The organism is Microbacterium sp. 3J1 (genome assembly GCF_001049495.1).
In the GTDB taxonomy this organism is placed as follows: domain Bacteria; phylum Actinomycetota; class Actinomycetes; order Actinomycetales; family Microbacteriaceae; genus Microbacterium.
In genome coordinates this window covers 84,287-102,500 of sequence record NZ_CDWI01000001.1, presented here as the reverse complement: position 1 = coordinate 102,500, position 18,214 = coordinate 84,287, and the positions used below count along the sequence as shown (strand labels likewise).

At 69.4% G+C, this 18,214-nt stretch carries 17 protein-coding genes; 9 read left to right on the top strand and 8 right to left on the bottom strand.

Translation table 11 applies throughout. The features are described 5' to 3' along the window. Nucleotides 1-95 precede the first annotated feature (95 nt). The 9 genes from BN2660_RS00500 to BN2660_RS00460 all read left to right on the top strand — a co-directional run bounded on the left by BN2660_RS00500 (nucleotide 96) and on the right by BN2660_RS00460 (nucleotide 10,360). Nucleotides 96-1,205 (top strand): BMP family lipoprotein, encoded by a 1,110-nt coding sequence (locus tag BN2660_RS00500; RefSeq protein WP_091225880.1) that lies wholly within the window; start codon nucleotides 96-98, stop codon nucleotides 1,203-1,205. A 157-nt stretch (nucleotides 1,206-1,362) separates the two neighbouring features. Continuing rightward, the gene (locus tag BN2660_RS00495; RefSeq protein ID WP_091225878.1) at nucleotides 1,363-2,877 is read left to right on the top strand and encodes an ABC transporter ATP-binding protein; all 1,515 of its coding nucleotides are present in this window, start codon (nucleotides 1,363-1,365) and stop codon (nucleotides 2,875-2,877) included. Next, entirely contained in the window at nucleotides 2,874-4,193 is a 1,320-nt protein-coding gene (locus tag BN2660_RS00490) for an ABC transporter permease (RefSeq protein WP_176697034.1), read from the top strand. Before BN2660_RS00495 ends, BN2660_RS00490 begins: the two co-directional genes overlap by 4 nt. After that, complete coding sequence (locus tag BN2660_RS00485; RefSeq protein ID WP_091225876.1) at nucleotides 4,190-5,476, top strand: ABC transporter permease; 1,287 nt, start codon at nucleotides 4,190-4,192, stop codon at nucleotides 5,474-5,476. Before BN2660_RS00490 ends, BN2660_RS00485 begins: the two co-directional genes overlap by 4 nt. Before the next feature lie 7 nt (nucleotides 5,477-5,483). Beyond that, nucleotides 5,484-5,882, top strand: a complete 399-nt coding sequence (locus BN2660_RS00480) for a cytidine deaminase (protein WP_042536471.1) — start codon at nucleotides 5,484-5,486, stop codon at nucleotides 5,880-5,882. Next, the gene (locus tag BN2660_RS00475; protein WP_091225873.1) at nucleotides 5,879-7,180 is read left to right on the top strand and encodes a thymidine phosphorylase; all 1,302 of its coding nucleotides are present in this window, start codon (nucleotides 5,879-5,881) and stop codon (nucleotides 7,178-7,180) included. Before BN2660_RS00480 ends, BN2660_RS00475 begins: the two co-directional genes overlap by 4 nt. Before the next feature lie 51 nt (nucleotides 7,181-7,231). Then, nucleotides 7,232-8,347: an adenosine deaminase gene (locus BN2660_RS00470; protein WP_091225870.1), complete on the top strand. Its 1,116-nt coding sequence runs from the start codon at nucleotides 7,232-7,234 to the stop codon at nucleotides 8,345-8,347. Between the two features lie 2 nt (nucleotides 8,348-8,349). After that, nucleotides 8,350-9,456, top strand: a complete 1,107-nt coding sequence (locus BN2660_RS00465) for a polysaccharide deacetylase family protein (RefSeq protein ID WP_091225867.1) — start codon at nucleotides 8,350-8,352, stop codon at nucleotides 9,454-9,456. A 28-nt stretch (nucleotides 9,457-9,484) separates the two neighbouring features. After that, nucleotides 9,485-10,360, top strand: coding sequence for a carbohydrate kinase family protein (locus BN2660_RS00460; RefSeq protein ID WP_091225864.1), 876 nt, complete (start codon nucleotides 9,485-9,487; stop codon nucleotides 10,358-10,360). A 26-nt stretch (nucleotides 10,361-10,386) separates the two neighbouring features. Here BN2660_RS00460 and BN2660_RS00455 read toward each other — a convergent pair whose 3' ends face one another. From BN2660_RS00455 to BN2660_RS00420, 8 genes are all read right to left on the bottom strand, one after another. After that, nucleotides 10,387-11,136: an alpha/beta hydrolase gene (locus BN2660_RS00455; RefSeq protein WP_255304868.1), complete on the bottom strand. Its 750-nt coding sequence runs from the start codon at nucleotides 11,134-11,136 to the stop codon at nucleotides 10,387-10,389. A gap of 48 nt (nucleotides 11,137-11,184) precedes the next feature. Further along, on the bottom strand, nucleotides 11,185-12,480 hold the full coding sequence (locus BN2660_RS00450) for a flavin-containing monooxygenase (RefSeq protein WP_091225860.1): 1,296 nt from the start codon (nucleotides 12,478-12,480) through the stop codon (nucleotides 11,185-11,187). A gap of 94 nt (nucleotides 12,481-12,574) precedes the next feature. After that, nucleotides 12,575-13,732 (bottom strand): mannitol-1-phosphate 5-dehydrogenase, encoded by a 1,158-nt coding sequence (locus BN2660_RS00445; RefSeq protein ID WP_091226198.1) that lies wholly within the window; start codon nucleotides 13,730-13,732, stop codon nucleotides 12,575-12,577. 17 nt (nucleotides 13,733-13,749) lie between these two features. Then, nucleotides 13,750-14,181, bottom strand: coding sequence for a PTS mannitol transporter subunit IIA (locus BN2660_RS00440; protein WP_091225857.1), 432 nt, complete (start codon nucleotides 14,179-14,181; stop codon nucleotides 13,750-13,752). 64 nt (nucleotides 14,182-14,245) lie between these two features. Next, entirely contained in the window at nucleotides 14,246-15,886 is a 1,641-nt protein-coding gene (locus BN2660_RS00435; RefSeq protein ID WP_091225854.1) for a PTS mannitol transporter subunit IIBC, read from the bottom strand. Next, nucleotides 15,883-17,568, bottom strand: coding sequence for a phosphoenolpyruvate--protein phosphotransferase (gene ptsP, locus BN2660_RS00430; protein ID WP_091225851.1), 1,686 nt, complete (start codon nucleotides 17,566-17,568; stop codon nucleotides 15,883-15,885). Before ptsP ends, BN2660_RS00435 begins: the two co-directional genes overlap by 4 nt. Next, entirely contained in the window at nucleotides 17,565-17,843 is a 279-nt protein-coding gene (locus BN2660_RS00425) for an HPr family phosphocarrier protein (RefSeq protein ID WP_091225848.1), read from the bottom strand. The genes ptsP and BN2660_RS00425 overlap by 4 nt, the downstream gene beginning before the upstream one ends. Beyond that, nucleotides 17,840-18,157, bottom strand: coding sequence for a PTS sugar transporter subunit IIB (locus BN2660_RS00420; RefSeq protein WP_091226196.1), 318 nt, complete (start codon nucleotides 18,155-18,157; stop codon nucleotides 17,840-17,842). The genes BN2660_RS00425 and BN2660_RS00420 overlap by 4 nt, the downstream gene beginning before the upstream one ends. Between the last annotated feature and the right edge of the window lie 57 nt (nucleotides 18,158-18,214).

The following is an 18,214-nucleotide window of genomic DNA, read 5'->3' as shown; positions in this document are numbered from 1 at the left end:
CGTTTGCGGCTGCGGTCGCGGTGTGCACAAAAGTCGAAACACTGGGTAACTTTGAGCGATCCGCGATGGCCGCGGGTCCGTTGAGGAGGCATCAGTTGACCATCTCCACCACCAAGAAGCTTCTCGGCGCCACCGTCGCCGCCGGAGTGATCTTCGCGCTCGCAGGCTGCGGCCAGGCGCCGACCGAATCCGGCGACGGCGGCGGCGACGCGGCATCCGACTTCCTGCCCTGCCTCATCTCCGACGCCGGCGGATGGAACGACAAGTCGTTCAACCAGTCCGCCAAGGAGGGCATGGACCGCGCTGCGGACGAGCTCGGCGTCAAGCCGCTCGAGTTCGAGTCGGCCAACGACAACGACTACGCTCCGAACCTCGAGACCGCGGTCTCCGAGGGCTGCTCCCTCATCGTCGCCGTCGGCTTCAAGCTGTCGGCCGCGACCGTCGAGTCGGCTCTCGCGAACCCCGAGATCGACTACGCGATCATCGACGACTACGCCGACAACGACTTCGACGGCACCACCGATGCCCCGAACATCAAGCCTCTCGTCTTCGACACCGCTCAGGCCGCCTACCTCGGCGGCTACGCCGCGGCCGGATGGTCCGCTGAGGCGGGCGTGAACAAGGTCGGCACCTTCGGCGGAATGCAGATCCCGTCGGTCGCCGTGTTCATGGACGGCTTCCAGCTCGGCGTCGACAAGTACAACGAGGACAAGGGCGGCGCGGTCGAGCTGTTCGGCTGGGACATCGCCACGCAGAAGGGCTCGTTCACGGGCGGCTTCGACGCGAACGACACCGCCAAGCAGACCGCACAGGGCGTGCTCGACCAGGGTGTCGACGTGATCCTCCCGGTCGGCGGACCGATCTACCAGAGCGCTGCTGCGGCCATCGCGGACAGCGGCAAGGACACGCTGCTGGTCGGCGTCGACAGCGACCTCGCCGTCGCAGACGAGACCGTGGCGGACGTCACCCTCTTCTCGATCATGAAGGCCATCGACGTCGCCGTCGAGGACGCGACCATCGCGGCCTCCGAGGGCGACTTCGACCCGGCTCCCTACATCGGCACCCTCGAGAACGAGGGCGTGAAGCTCTCGGGCTTCGGTTCCTTCGAGGGCGAGCTGCCCGACGGGCTGCTCGACGAGATCGCCGCTCTGCAGGAGCAGATCATCGCCGGTGACATCACGGTGGACTCGGAGAACTCCCCGTAAGCAGTTCACATCCGGCACGGGGCGAGTGGTGAAAGCTGCCACTCGCCCCGTGCCGTGGACGGACCATGACGACTGTCCGTGGCACAGCCGGGCGATCCCCGTGCGGTGCCCCTGAGAATCTCGGACTCCGGATGACTCTTCTGGATAAGGTGCAGATATGAAGCTCGAACTTCGCGGAATCACCAAGCGGTTCGGAACCCTGGTGGCCAACGACCACATCGACCTGGTCGTCGAACCGGGGCAGATCCACGCGCTGCTCGGCGAGAACGGCGCAGGCAAGTCCACCCTCATGAACGTGCTCTACGGCCTCTACCAGGCCGACGAGGGCGAGATCCTCCTGGACGACGTCGTCCAGCGGTTCCGCGGTCCCGGCGACGCCATGAACGCCGGCATCGGCATGGTGCACCAGCACTTCATGCTCGTCCCCGTGTTCACGGTGGCGGAGAACGTCATGCTCGGCCACGAGCAGACCAAGGGCCTGGGCACCCTCGACATCACCAAGGCGCGCGAGCACGTCCGCTCCGTCGCCGCGCGATTCGGCTTCGACATCGACCCCGACGCGATCGTCGGCGATCTGCCCGTCGGCGTCCAGCAGCGCGTCGAGATCATCAAGGCGCTGTCTCGCGATGCGAAGGTGCTCGTGTTCGACGAGCCCACCGCGGTCCTCACTCCGCAGGAGACCGACGAGCTGATGGGCATCATGCGTCAGCTCCGGGACGAGGGCACCGCGATCGTCTTCATCACCCACAAGCTGCGGGAGGTCCGCGAGGTCGCGGACACCATCACGATCGTCCGCCTCGGCCGCATCGTGGGCGAAGCCTCGCCGACCGCCACCAACGCCGAGCTGGCCTCTCTCATGGTCGGTCGTGCGGTCGAGCTCACCGTGCACAAGGAGCCGCCGCGCCTGGGCGACGGCGGCCTCGAGGTCAGCGGCCTCCGCGTCCTCACCGCCACCGGCGCCATCGTCGTCGACGGCGTCGACTTCGTCGTCCGTCCGGGCGAGGTGCTCGCCGTGGCCGGTGTCCAGGGCAATGGCCAGACCGAGCTCGTGGAGGCCATCGTCGGCCTCGCGGCACGCGTCGAGGGCTCGATCACCCTGGACGGCACCGAGCTCGTCGGCAGGAGCGTGCGAGGGATCCTCGACGCGGGCGTCGGGTTCGTGCCGGAGGACCGCACTGAGGACGGCCTGGTCGCCGCCTTCTCCGTCGCGGAGAACCTCATCCTCGACCGGTCGACCGACGAGGCGTTCAGCCGCGGGGGCACGATCCGCCGCGGCGAGCTCGATGATTTCGCCAGGGCGCGCATCGAGGAGTACGACATCCGCACCCAGGGTCCGCACACGCCGGCGGGCACCCTCTCGGGTGGAAACCAGCAGAAGGTCGTGATCGCGCGCGAGATGAGCCGAGAGCTTCGGCTGCTCGTCGCGGCACAGCCGACCCGCGGAGTCGACGTCGGATCGATCGAGTTCATCCACAAGAGGATCGTCGAGACGCGAGACGCCGGCATCCCCGTCGTCGTCGTGTCGACCGAGCTCGACGAGGTCGCAGCTCTCGCCGACCGCATCGCGGTGATGTACAGAGGAACCATCGTCGGGATCGTTCCCGGCGACACCCCCCGCGAGACGCTGGGACTGATGATGGCGGGCGCCGCCGAGGGAGAGGTTGCCGCATGAGCGGTACGACGCCACAGGGCGGTGGAACAGGGAACGAGAGCTCGTCCGACCAGCTCTCCGTGAACACGACGACGACGCTCCGCGACTCCGCCGACGCACCGCCGCCCCCGCGCGGCAACGTGATCCTCAAGGAGATGCTCCGCGGCAGCGCGGTGACCACGATCCTCGCCATCTTCCTGGCGCTGGTCGTGGGCGGAATCCTCATCGCCTTCACCAACGAGGACGTCCTCACGGCCTCGGGGTACTTCTTCCAGCGGCCGAGCGACACCTTCGCCGCCATCTGGAACGCGGTCTACAACGGGTACGAGGCGCTCTTCCGCGGGGCGATCTTCAACGCGCGCGGCGCGGACTTCGCGGCGCAGATCCGTCCGCTGACCAACACCCTCGGCTTCGCGGCCCCGCTGATCGCCGCCGGCCTCGGTGTCGCCCTGGCGTTCCGCGTCGGCCTGTTCAACATCGGCGCACGCGGCCAGATGCTCATCGCGGTGGGCGTCGCGGGTCTCCTGACCTTCAACCTCGACCTGCCGTTCTGGCTCCACATCCCGGTCACGCTCATCGCCGGCATCGCCGGTGGTGCGCTGTGGGGAGCGATCGCAGGACTCCTCAAGGCGCGCACCGGTGCCCACGAGGTCATCCTCACGATCATGCTGAACTACGTCGCCTACTACCTGCTGCTCTGGATGATCCGCACACCGGGACTCCTGCAGAAGCCGGGGACGAACCAGGCGCTCGGTTCGGCGACTCCCGAGTCGGCCCAGTTCCCCGAGCTGCTCGGGCCGAAGTTCCCGCTTCTCGACCTCGGTTTCGTCATCGTCATCATCGCGACCCTGTTCGTGTGGTGGCTGATCGAGCGCTCGTCGCTGGGACTCCGCATGCGGGCCGTCGGCGAGAACCCGCACGCGGCACGCGCCGCGGGCATCAGCGTCCAGCGTGTGTACGTGTACGCGATGCTGCTCGCCGGTGGACTCGCCGGACTCGCAGGCATGAACCAGCTGCAGGGTGCCGTCACCACCGGCATCACCGAGACCATCGACGCCGGCATCGGCTTCGACGCGATCACCGTCGCCCTGCTCGGCCGCAGCCGGGCGTGGGGCACCTTCGCCGCCGGCATCCTGTTCGGTGCGCTGAAGGCCGGGTCGTTCTCGATGCAGGCCCAGGACATCCCCGTCGACATCGTGCTCGTCGTGCAGTCGCTCGTCGTGCTCTTCATCGCCGCGCCGCCTCTGCTGCGCGCCGTGTTCTTCCTTCCCAAGTCCGACGCGGAGAAGGCGGCCAAGGCCAGAGCCAAGGCCGCGAAGAAGGCGGTGACCGCATGACCTCGCTCGCGCAGTCCCAGGCGGCGGACGGCACCGTCCAGCTCGCCACAGTGAAGGAGCGGCACCTCAAGGCGCCGATCACCCTCGCCGTCGTCACCGCGCTGCTCGCGCTGCTGTTCCTCCTCGTGCCTCGCACCGGCACGACGTCGTTCCGCCTCGGCGATCAGTCGCAGTCGTTCGAGCTCCCGGTCGTCGAGCTGCCCACGGCCGCGACCAGCTGGATCGTCCTCGGCATCCTCGTCGTGCTCGTCGTCGTCGCGTTCCTCCGCGCCTGGAACTACCGCACGGCGTCCCTCTGGCTCGTGCTCGGCTTCGGCATCCTCGCGATCTTCGGCTTCCTCGTGTGGGCGGGCGCCAACGGTCTCGTCCCCGTGACGAGCCTGCTGTTCGGTGCCGTGTCGCTGTCGGTGCCGCTCGTGTTCGGTGCGCTCGGCGGCGTGATCGGCGAGCGTGCGGGCGTGGTGAACGTCGCGATCGAGGGCCAGCTGCTGCTCGGCGCATTCTCCGCGGCGCTGCTGTCGAGCATCACCGGCAACCCCTTCGTCGGTCTGATCGGCGCCATGATCGGCGGCGTCCTCGTCGCGAGCGTCCTCGCGGCGTTCGCGATCAAGTACCTCGTCGAACAGGTCATCGTCGGTGTCGTCCTCAACGTCCTCGTGACGGGTCTCACCGGGTTCCTCTACGGCGCCCTCCTGGCACCGAACGAGGCGGAGCTCAACACTCCGGAGCGCTTCAGTCGCATCAAGATCCCCGTGCTCAGCGACATCCCGATCATCGGGCCCGTCCTCTTCAACCAGACCTTCATCGTGTACCTCATGTTCATCACGGTCGCCGTGGTCGCCTGGGGCCTGTACCGCACGAAGTGGGGTCTGCGTCTGCGCGCCGTGGGCGAGCACCCGCAGGCCGCGGACACCGTGGGCATCAAGGTCAACGCGACGAGGTTCTGGAACGTCCTGCTCGCGGGCGCTATCGCCGGCATCGGCGGCGCGTACTTCACGCTGGTGTCCGTGCCGCAGTTCGGCAAGGACATGACGGCGGGTCTCGGCTTCATCGCACTCGCCGCCGTGATCTTCGGCCGGTGGGACCCCATCCGCGCGTCGCTCGCCGCCCTTCTCTTCGGCTTCGCGACCAACCTGCAGAACCTGCTGTCGATCCTGAAGACGCCCGTGCCCAGCGAGTTCATGCTCATGCTGCCGTACGTCGTCACACTCATCGCGGTGGCAGGATTCGCAGGCCAGATCCGCGGACCCGCCGCCAGCGGCAAGCCGTACATCAAGTCCTAGGAGAGACATGACAGACATCGACTGGGACGAGCTCCGCCAGGTCGCGACCGACGCCATGACGAAGGCCTACGCACCGTACTCGCGCTACCGGGTGGGCGCCGCCGCGCTGGTCGGCGACGGGCGGATCGTCGCCGGCTGCAACGTGGAGAACGCATCGTACGGAGTCACGCTCTGCGCCGAGTGCGCGCTGGTCGGCGACCTGCACATGTCGGGCGGAGGGCAGCTCGTCGCCTTCGTCTGCGTGAACAACGACGGTCAGACGATCATGCCGTGCGGCCGGTGCCGCCAGCTGCTCTACGAGCACGCGATGCCGGGGATGCTCCTCGAGACGGTCTCGGGCATCCGCACGATCGACGAAGTACTGCCGGACGCGTTCGGCCCGCGCGACCTGGAGGACGCCCGATGACCGGTGGAACGATCGAGCCCTTCGACGCGGTCGATGTGATCCGCGCGAAGCGCGACGGGGGCGTCGTACCCGAGAAGGCGCTGCGCTGGATGGTCGACGCGTATACCCGCGGCTACGTCTCCGACGCGCAGATGGCCTCCTTCGCGATGGCGATCTTCCAGCGGGGGATGGAGCGCGACGAGATCCGCGTGCTCACCGACGCCATGATCGCGTCGGGGGAGCGGATGAGCTTCCAGTCGCTCGGCAAGAAGACGGTCGACAAGCACTCCACCGGCGGGGTCGGCGACAAGATCACCCTGCCGCTCGCGCCGCTCGTCGCGGTGTTCGGAGTCGCGGTGCCGCAGCTCTCGGGCCGCGGTCTCGGCCACACCGGCGGCACCCTCGACAAGCTCGAATCGATCCCCGGCTGGCGCGCGGCGCTCAGCAACGAGGAGATGTTCGCGCAGATGCAGAGCGACGTCGGAGCCGTCATCTGCGCGGCGGGATCCGGCCTCGCTCCTGCGGACAAGAAGCTCTACGCGCTGCGCGATGTGACCGGAACCGTCGAGGCGATCCCGCTGATCGCGTCGAGCATCATGTCGAAGAAGATCGCGGAGGGCACCGACGCCCTGGTGCTGGACGTGAAGTTCGGCTCCGGAGCCTTCATGCAGGACATCGACCGCGCGCGCGAGCTCGCTCGCACCATGGTCGCGCTCGGCACCGACTCCGGCGTGGCCACGACCGCGCTGCTCACCGACATGAACGTGCCGCTCGGGCTCGCGATCGGCAACGCGAACGAGGTCCGCGAGTCGGTCGAGATCCTCGCCGGCGGCGGACCCGCAGACGTCCGCGAGCTGACGGTCGCCCTCGCGCGCGAGATGCTCTCGCTCGCCGGACAGCCGGATGCGGACGTCGAGGCCGCGCTCGATGACGGCCGGGCGATGGACAGCTGGAAGGCGATGATCCGCGCGCAGGACGGCGATCCGGATGCTCCGCTGGCGACGGCTCGCGAGACGCACGTCGTCACCGCCCCGGTCGACGGAGTGGTCTCGCAGATGGACGCGCTCCCGTTCGGCATCGCCGCTTGGCGCCTGGGCGCCGGTCGGGCTCGGGCGGAGGATCCGGTGGTCTTCGAGGCGGGCATCGACCTGCACGCGAAGCCGGGGGATCGCGTCGCCGCTGGGCAGCCCCTCTTCACCCTCTCGGCCGCGGACGAGGCCCGCTTCCCCCGCGCGCTCGAGGCTCTCGAGGGGGCATGGGCGATCGGCGACGACGCGCCCGAGACCTCTCCGATCGTGCGCGAACGCATCACGGCCTGAGGTCCGGGCCGCTAGCCTGAACTGAGCGAATCCGCGACCGAGAGGAATTCCATGTCGATCGACGCGAACGGCGACGTCACCATCCAGGGCGTGTCCCTGCGCAGCCTGCCGAAGGTGTCGCTGCACGATCACCTCGACGGAGCAGTGCGTCCGGCGACGATCATCGAACTGGCGGATGCCATCGGTCTCGAGGTCCCGGAGTCCACCCCGAAGGCGCTCGGCGCGTGGTTCGCGAAGAAGAGCGACTCGGGATCCCTCGTCGAGTACCTCAAGACCTTCGATCTGACGACGGCCGTCATGCAGACAGAGGAGGGGCTGACCCGCGTCGCCCGCGAATTCGTCCAGGATCTCGCGAAGGACGGTGTCATCTACGGAGAGGTCCGCTGGGCTCCCGAGCAGCACCTCGCGAAGGGCCTGACCCTCGAGCAGACGGTCGAGGCCGTGCAACAGGGCATCGAAGAGGGTGAGGATGCCGCGGACCGCGCCGGCCACAGCATCCGCGTCGGTCAGCTCATCACCGCGATGCGTCACACCGATCGGTCACGGGAGATCGCGGAGCTCGCGATCGACTACCGGAGTCGGGGCGCGGTCGGCTTCGACATCGCCGGGCCGGAGGACGGATTCCCCGCATCCGACCACCGGGAGGCGTTCGACCTCCTCGCCGAGAACTTCTTCCCCGTGACGGTCCATGCCGGAGAGGCCGCGGGGCTCGCGTCGATCCGCTCGGCCCTGCTCGACGGGCGTGCGCTGCGTCTCGGCCACGGCGTGCGCATCGCCGAGGACCTGCAGGTGATCCAGCAGGAGGGCGACGAGGTGCAGGTGCAGTTCGGCGATCTCGCTCGCTGGGTGCGCGATCGCGAGATCCCGCTCGAGCTCTCACCGTCATCCAATCTGCAGACCGGCGCGATCGCCGCGTGGGGCAACACCCTCGCCGATCACCCGTTCGACCTGCTGTACCAGCTCGGCTTCGCCGTCACGGTGAACGTCGACAACCGCACCATGAGCGCCACGTCCCTCACCCGTGAGCTGTCGCTCCTGATCGAGGCGTTCGAATACGATCTCGACGACCTCGAGACCTTCCAGTTCAACGCTGCAGCCGCTGCCTTCCTCCCCGTCGAGGAGCGGGAAGAGCTCGTCGAGATGATCGCCGAGGGTTTCGACATCTGACCATGGCTTCCGGGGGGAAGAAGCGGCACAGGGTCGGAGTCATCGTGACGGTCGTCGCCGTCGTGCTCGTCGCAGGCGGGGCGGCGGCCGCATCCGTGTGGCTCACGCGCGAGCCCGAGGTGCGCACGCCGAAGGCGAGCACTGCCGCGGTCGTGCGGTCGCTGACGCCCGCCCAGCAGCTCATCGCCGACGCCGCCGATCCGCTCGTGTGCGCCGTGACATTCGCCGGAGACGGCGCGCCCGCCGAGCCCATGCTGCAGCGCCAGGACGCCCTGTACGCCGGCCTGCCCATCCCGACGCAGGAGGGGCTGGTGTTCGCGGGCTGGTACGCGTCGGAGCCCGATGCCGCCGCCTTCGCGGTCGGCTCGCGGATCAACGGCGCCGACCCGGTGGTGTGCGTCGACCAGCAGGTCGAGCTGTTCGCCGGATGGAAGACCCCGGCGGAGAACCTCACGGAGAACGCGCGGATCCCGATCCTCATGTACCACCAGTTCACCGCGAACCCCGAGGGCGAGAGCGGCTGGCTGCGCGGGAACTACGCCTACATCGGCGACTTCGACGCGCAGATGAACCACATCGCGACGACCGGTTTCTACCTGCCGACGTGGGACGAGCTGAGCGCCTTCATCGACGGACGGCTCTTCCTCCCCGCACGGTCGGTGATCATCACGGATGACGACGCCGACCAGACCTGGTTCGACCTCGCCGTGCCCGTCATCGACAGGCATGAGCTGCTGTCGACCTCCTTCATGATCACGGCCTACCGCCAGGACCCGCCGCCGTCGACCTACGTGCTCCGACGCTCGCACACGCACGACATGCACCAGGCGGGGGAGAACGGCAAGGGACGGATGGTGAACTGGACGGCGGAGGCGATCGCTGCGGACCTGAACACCTCGGGTGACGCGCTCGGCGTGCGCGAGGTCATCGCCTACCCCTTCGGTCATTTCGACGACACCGCCAAGCAGGGGGTCGCACTCGCGGGGTTCGAGATGGCGCGCACGATCGAGCCGGGCTACGTCGGCATCGGCACCGACAAGCTCGCCCTTCCGGTGGTGCGGATCGACTACGGGATGGGTCTGGACTCGCTGATCGAACGCATCGGCTGAGTCCGTGATCCACGGCAGGATGGCATCCATGACCGCATCCGTCTTCATCGCCGGCCCCGCGTCCTGGAACTCCATCGTGGTGCTCGACCGGCTGCCGGAGCCCGTTCCGCACATGCAGTTCGCCGAGGGGACATGGGAGACGGTCGGCGGCACGAGCGCCGGGAAGGCGCTGGCCCTGACGGCGCTCGGACGTGAGAACCTGCTCTACGCCTGGCGCGCCGACGACGAGGCCGGCGATCGCGTTCGCCGTGCTCTCGAGGCCGCAGGCGTCTCGGTGCGGTGGCAGCGGGCGGATGCGACCGAACGGCATCTCAACCTCATGACTCGCCGCGGGGAGCGGGTGTCGCTCTACCTCTCCATGCCGTCCGCGACCGCGAGCGACCGGGCGGACGGCGACGGCGACGACGACCTCGTCGCCGCGATGTCGGGCGCCGACGCCATCGTGCTGGACCTCGCGGCCGAGCCGCTGCGTCTGCTGCCCGCCGCCTGGGCCACGGGCCGACCGATCTGGGTGGACGTGCACGACTACGACGGCGAGGCCGACTTCCATCGCCCGTTCCTCGACGCCGCAGACGCCGTGTTCTGCAACGCCGACCGGCTGCCCGACCCCGAGGCGTTCCTCCGAGAGTGCATCGGGCGCGGCGCGGGCCTTGCGGTCTGCACGCTGGGAGCCGACGGCGCTGTGGCCGTCGATGCCGACGGCGTCGTGCATCGGGTCGCGGCGGTGCCGGTCGAGGTCGTCGACACCAACGGCGCCGGCGACGCGTTCTTCGCCGGGGTGCTCGACGCGCGTCTCGCAGGGCTGGACGTCCCCGAGGCGCTCACCGCGGGTGCACGTTCGGCGTCGATCGCACTCGGCAGCACGCACCTGCATCCGCTGCTCGCCGAGGCGCTGAGCGACTAGCGACGAGCACGAGTCGCGGGGCGCCGTCAGCCGCGCTGGAGCTCCGTGACGAACGCGCTCATGATCTCCGCGACCTCGGCGTGCATCTCGTCGTCGGAGATCGTGGGGGTCCCGTCGCCGGCCTGCGGGCCGTAGTCGCCGAAGGACGCGTGCGAGGCGCCTTCGATCTGCACCATCTCGGCGTCGCTCGGAAGCAGGTCGCGCGCGGCATCGATCTTCTCGGGAGTGGAGAGCCCGTCCTCGCTGCCCGAGATGCTCAGCACCGCGAGGTCGCTCTCCGAGACGTCCGTGGAGCAGTACGAGCCGAGCAGCAGCAGCGCCTCGGCATCCGCCGCGAGCTGACAGGCACGCACGCCCCCGAGCGAATGCCCTCCCACGCCCCAGTCCTCGATGTCGGGCGCGGCGGACGTGAAGGAATCGAGCCCCCGCAGGTCGAAGAAGGCGAGGTTCAGCCAGGGACGGGTGATCACGACGGTGATCCCCTCCTCTGCGAGGCTCTGCAGGATCGGCGCGTAGGCCCAGGGGTCGACCTTCGCGCCGGGGACGAAGACCAGACCGAGCTCGGAGTCGCCGTCCGCCGGCGTCATCACGATGCCCTGGTCGGTGTCCGCGATCTGGATCTCGGTGTTCGCGCGCACCTCGGCGAGCGGCTCGGGCTCGGCCTGCATGACGCCGATCTGGCTCCAGGCGACGATGCCGCCGATTCCGAGAACGAGGACCGCGACGAGACTCCAGCCGATGATCTTGAGGACGCGACGCCCACGCTTCTTCTGCACGCCTCCACCGTACGGCGCGCACATGTGAGCGACCTTCGCAGCGCGGCGTCACACGACGGCGGACGCGAGCCCCCGGACCTCTCGCCGCACCGCCCCGCGGTAGGCGTCCTTGTTGACGTAGTACGCCATGCGGTCGAGCCCGAGATAGCGGTATCCGCCGGTGAGGTCGGGCCAGGGAGCGCCCACGACCCGCTGACGGAACCTCGCCGCTCGCGCGGGATCCGTCTCGACCGCATCCAGATAGCTCGCGAGCAGCTCTGCCTGCTCGTAACGTCCCTGCCAGCCGATGCCCGACGCCTCGACCATCCCCATGACGAAGAGGCCGTTGAAGGATGCGGGGAAGATGTGGAGGAAGAGCCGAGGCGCTGCACCCCGCCACTGCAGATGCTCCCGGTCGACGAACGGATAGTCGAGCCGGTACCCCGTGGCGAGCAGCACGAGGTCGTAGTCGTCGGAGGATCCGTCGCGGAACCGCACCGTCTGGCCGTCGAACCGCTCGATGTCGGGGCGGACACGCAGATCGCCCTGCCCGATGTGTCCGAGGACCGCGGTGTTCACGACCGGATGCGACTCGTAGATCCGGTGGTCCGGCGTCGGGAAGCCGAATCGCACGGGGTCGCCTGTGAACGCCCGCAGCACGCGGCTGTCGATCGCCTGCTTCAGGCGCGGGGGGAGGGGGCGCCCCTGATTCAGCGTGTCGCTCGGGCGCCCGAACAGGTATCGCGGCACGAAGTGGTACCCGCGGCGCACGCTCATGTCGACGGACGCTGCATGATGCACGGCGTCGACGGCGATGTCGCACCCTGAGTTGCCGCCACCGACGACGAGGACGCGCGCGCCCGAGAGCTGCGACGCCGACCTGTAGGACCGGGTGTGCAGCAGTTCGCCCGAGAACTCTCCCGAGAACGTCGGGATGTTCGGTTCGGCGAGAGTGCCGTTGGCGAGCACCGCACCGGCGTACCAGCGGGTCTGCGTGCCGTCGGGGCCTTCGGATGTCACGTCCCAGCCGCCGTCGCGCGGCTCGAGGCGCGTCACGGTCGTGCCGAACCGGAAGACCTCGGTCAGCCCGAAGTGATCGGAGTACTGCCGGAAGTACTGCAGCAGCGCGCGGTGCCCGGGGTAGTCGACGGTCGAGCGCATCGGGAATTCGGCGAATTCGGTGGTCGTCCGCGAGGAGATGAGGTGAGCCGACTCGTACATCGTGCTCCGGGGATTCGCGATGTCCCAGAGACCTCCGACGCCGTGCGAGGCCTCGTACCCGTCGAGGTCGATCCCGCGCGCGGTCAGGGCTCTCGCCGCGGCGAGGCCCGAGGGTCCCGCTCCGATCACCGCGTATCTGCTCATGCTGCTCCCCGCACGTCGTCGTGCCACCACAAAGCCCCCTGCCGATCGTATCGGCAGGGGGCGTCGCTTCGCGGTCGGATGCGGTGGCGCGGGGTCAGGAGGCGCGCAGCGCCGTCTGGCGAGACACCACGGCGTCGCGGACCGCGGGGAAGAGCGGATGCTCCGGATCCAGCCCCGTCGCAGCGGTGGTGAAGTCCACAGCGTCCTCGGTGCGCAGGCGCTCCTGCAGCTCGACGGCCTGCTCGTCGTCGGGATCCTCGAACTCGAGGGCGGCGGTCACCGCCCCGATCAGCGCGATCGTCGAGAGGCCGCGCTCGGCCGCCATCGCCGCCGGGCCGATGAAGCGCTCGTGGCGGGAGATCTTGCGCAGAGGCTGTCGCCCGACGCGCTGGACGGTGTCGATGAGCTCGGGGTTGCGGAACCGGTCGAGGATCTTCGCGCGGTACTCGGCGAGCTCGGCCGGATCGAGACCGTGCTCGGACACGAGGACCGCCGAGGTCTCCTCGAGGGCGGCCGACACGCGAGCGGCGATATCGGGGTCGGCGAGGGCGTCCGAGATGCGCTCGACACCCGCCCTGGCCCCGAAGTACGCGGTGGCGGCGTGGCCCGTGTTCACCGTGAACAGCTTGCGCTCGATGTACGGCGCCAGGTCGTCGACGAAGTGCGCTCCGGGGATGTTCGGCAGCTCGTCGCCGAACGCCCGCGACTCGATGGCCCATTCGAAGTACGGCTCGACGGTGACGTCGACGCCGGACCCGTCGGGCTGCGCCGGCACGATGCGGTCGACCGCGGTGTTCGCGAAGACCGCACGTGACAGCAGCTCCTCGGCATCCGACCCTGCCGCCTCCTCGATCTCGGCCCGCAGGGTGTCGGTCGCGCCGATGGCGTTCTCGCAGGCCATCACCTGCAGGGGCGCGGCCTCGGGGGAGCGCAGTCGAAGGCCCGCGACCACGGTCGGCGCGACGAACCGCAGGACGGTCGGGCCCACGGCGGTCGTCACGACATCGGCGGTGGCGACCTCCTCGGCGACGGCGTCGGGATCGGTCCTGCTGTTCACGGCGCGGAAGCCGGTGACCACATGATTGCGTCCTCCGGGGCCCGCCTCGCGCACGGTGTAGGAGTCCGCCGCGTTGATGGCGTCCACCAGAGCGTCCGCGACGTCCGAGAACACCACCTCGTAGCCGCCCTCCCGCAGCAGGAGCCCGACGAAGCCGCGGCCGATGTTGCCCGCGCCGAAATGCACCGCCTTCATCGTCCGGTCCCCGGCCATCACTCGTTCACGGCCGACAGGAGTGCGAACAGCTCCTCCGGCGTCTGCGCGGCGTTGAGCTTCGCGACGTCGTCCTCATCGGAGAAGAGGATCGCGATCTGCGACAGGATCTCCAGGTGCTCGTCGCCGCGGCCCGCGATGCCGACCACGAACGTCGCGGACTCGCCGGCCCAGTCGACGCCTCCGTCGTAGCGCACGACGGAGAGGGCGGAGCCGAGGATCGCGTCCTTCGCATCGTTCGTGCCGTGGGGGATCGCCAGACCGTTGCCCATGTACGTCGACACGGTCTCCTCGCGCTGACGCATGGCATCGACGTACGCGGGTGTGACGGCGCCGGCGGTGACGAGGATGTCGGTGGCCTCCTGGAGGGCCGCCTCCTGGGTGGTCGAGCCCGCGTGGATGCGGACCTGGCCGAGGGTGAGAACGCTCATGGTGATTCCTTTCTGAGGGTGTGGAGGCGGGGCGGATGCCGTGGCATCCGCCCCGCCTGGTCTGTCACGCGCCGGATTCGCGCTGTTCGCGCACCATCTCGACGACCTCTTCGTACTTCGGAGAGTTCATGAAGTTGTCGACGGACACGTGGAGCGAGTTCGGCGACTGCGCCTTCGCGCGATCCGTCAGCTGCTGCTGCGTGATCACGAGGTCGGCCGTGCCGTCGAGGTTCGCGATCGCCTGGTTGGTCACCACGATGCCGTCGATGTCGGCCTTCTTGAACTTGTTCCGCAGGACGCTGGCGCCCATGGCCGACGAGCCCATGCCGGCGTCGCACGCGAACACGATGTTCGAGATGCGGCGGTCGGTGGCGACAGCGGTGCCGGCACCGGTGCCTGCAGCGGCGTTGGCCGCACCCGCGCCGGACGAGGCCCGCAGCGCATCCATGGCGGCGGAGGACTTGCCCTTGTTCGCCTCGGTCTGCGCGATCGCGTCGCCGAAGCTGTCTCCCTCTGCAGCGAGGTCGCGCTTGCGCGACGCCCGCAGGATGACACCGGTGATGAGGAACGTGACGACCGCGGCGATGACCACCGAGAGGTACACGACCAGCAGGTTCGCGACGCCGGGGCCGACGGCTGCCGCGGTGACGGCGATGATGCTGCCGGGGGCCGCCGGGAAGGCGAGACCGCCGCCGAGGACCATGTTCGTGGTGACGCCGGCCGCACCACCCGCGATGAGCGCGAGGATCGTGGTGGGCTTGCTGAGCGCGTACGGGAAGTAGATCTCGTGGATGCCACCGAAGAACTGGATGATCGCCGCGCCCGGAGCGGAGGCCTTCGCCGCCCCGACACCGAAGAAGGTGAACGCGAGGAGCAGACCGAGACCCGGGCCGGGGTTCGCCTCGATGAGGAACAGGATCGACTTGCCGGTCTCCGCGGCCTGCTCGATTCCGAGCGGCGTGAACACGCCGTGGTTGATGGCGTTGTTCAGGAACAGCACCTTGGCGGGCTCGACGATGATCGACACGAGAGGCAGCAGGTTCAGCGCGACGAGCCAGTCGACGGCGCCGCCGAGGACGGCGCTGATGCCGAGCATGACCGGACCGAAGGCGAAGAACCCGAGGATGGCGAGGACCATGCCGAGGATGCCGGCGGAGAAGTTGTTCACCAGCATCTCGAAGCCGGGGCGGATCTTGCCGTCCCATAGCCTGTCCATCTGCTTCGTGATCCAGGCCGCGAGCGGACCCATGATCATGGCGCCGAGGAACATCGGGATGTTGGTGCCCACGATGACACCCATGGTCGCGATCGTGGCGACGACGCCGCCGCGCTCGCCGTAGACCATGCGCCCCGCCGTGTTGGCGATGAGCAGCGGCAGGAGGTACGTGACCATCGGACCGACCAGGCCCACGTAGGCGAGGATGTTGCCGTCGGCGCCCTCGGCCACCGAGGTCATGGCACCCTGCCATCCGACGACGCCCGAGTCGCCGCCGCCGCCGATGATCTCGGCGACCCCGGCCCAGTGCCAGCCGAACGGGCTGTTCGATCCGAAGAACCCGGCCGGGATGAACAGCATGGTGATGAATCCCCACGCGATGAACGCGGCGATGTTGGGCATGATCATTCCGGACAGGAACGTGCCGAAGCGCTGCACGCCCGTTCGGAGGCCGCCTGCCTTCGTGGCGGCCGGTGACGTCGTCGTCATGATGTCGTCTCTTTCTGGTGAGGGGGAAGGGTTGCTGTGGCGTCGGCCACGGCGAGGCGTGCACCGGCGGCGTCGTCGGCCGCCAGTGCGAGTTCGGCGAGGTGTCGGGCCTCGTCGAGGGTTCGGGTGGACAGGGTCTGGCGCACGTCCGCAAGCGCCGACGGCGCCATCGACAGGCTCGTCGCGCCGAGGCCCACGAGCACGACGGCGAGCATCGGGTCGGCTGCGGCCTCGCCGCAGATCCCGACCGGCTTGCCGAGGCGCGCTCCGGCGGCGCCCACCTCGCGCACGAGGCGCAGCACGGCCGGGTGCCAGGGATCCTGGAAGCCGGCGACGGAGCCCAGGAGGCGATCGGCCGCCATCGTGTACTGCGTGAGGTCGTTCGTGCCGATGGAGGCGAAGTCGGCGTGCGCGAGCACCCGGTCGGCGAGCAGGGCGCTCGAGGGGACCTCCACCATGACGCCCGCGGTCTTCAGCCCGTATTCGCGGGCGAGGGAGGTGAAGTACTCCGTCTCCTCGACGGTCGCCACCATCGGCGCCATGACCCACAGGTCGGCGTCGGTCGCGGCATCCGCCTCGGCGAGCGCCGTGAGCTGCTCCCGCAGGATGTCCTCGCTGGCGCGCAGCGCACGGAGGCCGCGCAGGCCCAGGGCCGGGTTCTCCTCGTGGGCGTCGTTGAGGAAGGCCAGCGGCTTGTCGGCGCCGGCATCGAGCATCCGCACGACGACCTTCTTGCCGGGGAAGGCGGCGAGGAGCTCGCTGTACGAGGCCCGCTGCTGCTCGACCGTCGGCGCCTGGGCCGACGAAAGGAACAGGAACTCCGTGCGGAAGAGCCCGACGCCCTCGGCCCCGCGTTCGACGGCATCGGATGCGTCTGCAGGTTTCCCCAGATTCGCCAGCAGCGGTATCAGCGTGCCGTCGGCGAGGGCGCCGGGGGTGAGCGGTGCGGAGTCGGCGGAGCGTCGCTCGGCGGCGCGCTGCTCCGCGCGCTCCTTCTCGTCGTCGCTCGGGTCCAGGGTCACGATGCCCGCAGCGGCGTCGACGATGACGTGACGCCCGGTGTCGAGGTCTGATGCCGAGGCCGCGCCGACGATGGCGACGATGCCCTTCTCCCTGGCGAGGATGGCGGTGTGCGAGGTCGGTCCGCCGTCGAACGTGACGAGCGCGAGCACCTGGTCGAGGTTCAGCAGTGCGGTGTCCGCAGGGGCCAGGTCGCGCGCGACGAGCACGAACGGATGCCCGGGGTCGGGCACGCCGGGTGCTTCGACGCCCCGCAGCCGGGCCAGCACGCGCTGCGCGATGTCGTCGAGGTCGGCCGCGCGCTCGCCGAGGTAGCCGCCGACGGCCTCGAGCGTCGCCCGGAAGCCGGCGAACGCGTCGTGCACGGCCCACTCCGCGGTCGACCCGGCGTCGATCCTCGTGTCCACCTCGTCCTGAAGCGTCGGGTCCTCGGCGATCATCGCCTGCGCCTCGAGCACCTCCTGCGCCGAGCCGCCCGCCTTCTCTCCGCGGGCGGTGAGCTCCTGGGCGACGGCCGCGACCGCCTCCCGGACCCGCGCGCGCTCGGCGTCCGGGCCCTGCGTGCTCGCCGTGTTCTCCGGCGCGAGCAGTGCCTCGGTCATACGGACGACCGGCCCCTGGGCGACGCCGAGGCCGATACCGACTCCTCGCAGTTCGCTCATGCCGTGTCCTGGTCGTGGTCGGTCGTCAGCAGTTCGGTGAGCGTGTCGAGCACGCCTTCTGCGCCGTCGCCGTCTGCGGTCAGGGTGACGTAGTCGCCGTGCTCGATGGCCAGTGCGATGACGCCGAGGATGCTGGCCGCGTTGACGGCCTTGCCCGAGTCCTTCGCGATCGTCACGGCGATCCCGGAGTCCTTCGCGGCCTGCGCGAACAGCTTCGCGGGGCGGGCGTGCAGGCCATGGGACGAACCGATGCGGACGGTGCGGGAGACGGTCATGATGTTCCTTTCGGGGTGTTCCAGGCGTCGGCGATCACCGAGCGGGCGAGAGCCAGGGTGCGAGTGCCGTCCCTGTCCGCGAAGACGTCCTCGGGGAGGACGGCGACGGGAATGGGAACGGCGCCGCGGATGGCCTCGAGGCGGTCGGCCAGATGAGGGCCGACGAGGATCAGATCGTGGTCGGCGCCCGAGACGGAGCTCTCCATGCCGGCGGCCGCGTCCCAGTCGAGACCGGCGTCCGATGCCGCGCGCCGAAGTCGTTGCGCGACGAACGTGCTCGACGCCCCTGCGCCGCACACCACGAGGATCCTCATCGATGCCACCTTTCCTGAGAACAGTCTGGGAAAGGACGGGGCTCTGTGCCACCAGGT

What these genes read in the sequence shown, in the direction of transcription:
- BN2660_RS00445 (WP_091226198.1), bottom strand. Translation starts at nt 13,732, where the DNA reads ATGAAGGCGGTGCATTTCGGCGCGGGCAACATCGGCCGCGGCTTCGTC.
- BN2660_RS00460 (WP_091225864.1), top strand. Translation starts at nt 9,485, where the DNA reads ATGACCGCATCCGTCTTCATCGCCGGCCCCGCGTCCTGGAACTCCATC.
- BN2660_RS00440 (WP_091225857.1), bottom strand. Translation starts at nt 14,181, where the DNA reads ATGAGCGTTCTCACCCTCGGCCAGGTCCGCATCCACGCGGGCTCGACC.
- ptsP (WP_091225851.1), bottom strand. Translation starts at nt 17,568, where the DNA reads ATGAGCGAACTGCGAGGAGTCGGTATCGGCCTCGGCGTCGCCCAGGGG.
- BN2660_RS00495 (WP_091225878.1), top strand. Translation starts at nt 1,363, where the DNA reads ATGAAGCTCGAACTTCGCGGAATCACCAAGCGGTTCGGAACCCTGGTG.
- BN2660_RS00435 (WP_091225854.1), bottom strand. Translation starts at nt 15,886, where the DNA reads ATGACGACGACGTCACCGGCCGCCACGAAGGCAGGCGGCCTCCGAACG.
- BN2660_RS00480 (WP_042536471.1), top strand. Translation starts at nt 5,484, where the DNA reads ATGACAGACATCGACTGGGACGAGCTCCGCCAGGTCGCGACCGACGCC.
- BN2660_RS00420 (WP_091226196.1), bottom strand. Translation starts at nt 18,157, where the DNA reads ATGAGGATCCTCGTGGTGTGCGGCGCAGGGGCGTCGAGCACGTTCGTC.
- BN2660_RS00475 (WP_091225873.1), top strand. Translation starts at nt 5,879, where the DNA reads ATGACCGGTGGAACGATCGAGCCCTTCGACGCGGTCGATGTGATCCGC.
- BN2660_RS00450 (WP_091225860.1), bottom strand. Translation starts at nt 12,480, where the DNA reads ATGAGCAGATACGCGGTGATCGGAGCGGGACCCTCGGGCCTCGCCGCG.
- BN2660_RS00470 (WP_091225870.1), top strand. Translation starts at nt 7,232, where the DNA reads ATGTCGATCGACGCGAACGGCGACGTCACCATCCAGGGCGTGTCCCTG.
- BN2660_RS00465 (WP_091225867.1), top strand. Translation starts at nt 8,350, where the DNA reads ATGGCTTCCGGGGGGAAGAAGCGGCACAGGGTCGGAGTCATCGTGACG.
- BN2660_RS00485 (WP_091225876.1), top strand. Translation starts at nt 4,190, where the DNA reads ATGACCTCGCTCGCGCAGTCCCAGGCGGCGGACGGCACCGTCCAGCTC.
- BN2660_RS00425 (WP_091225848.1), bottom strand. Translation starts at nt 17,843, where the DNA reads ATGACCGTCTCCCGCACCGTCCGCATCGGTTCGTCCCATGGCCTGCAC.
- BN2660_RS00490 (WP_176697034.1), top strand. Translation starts at nt 2,874, where the DNA reads ATGAGCGGTACGACGCCACAGGGCGGTGGAACAGGGAACGAGAGCTCG.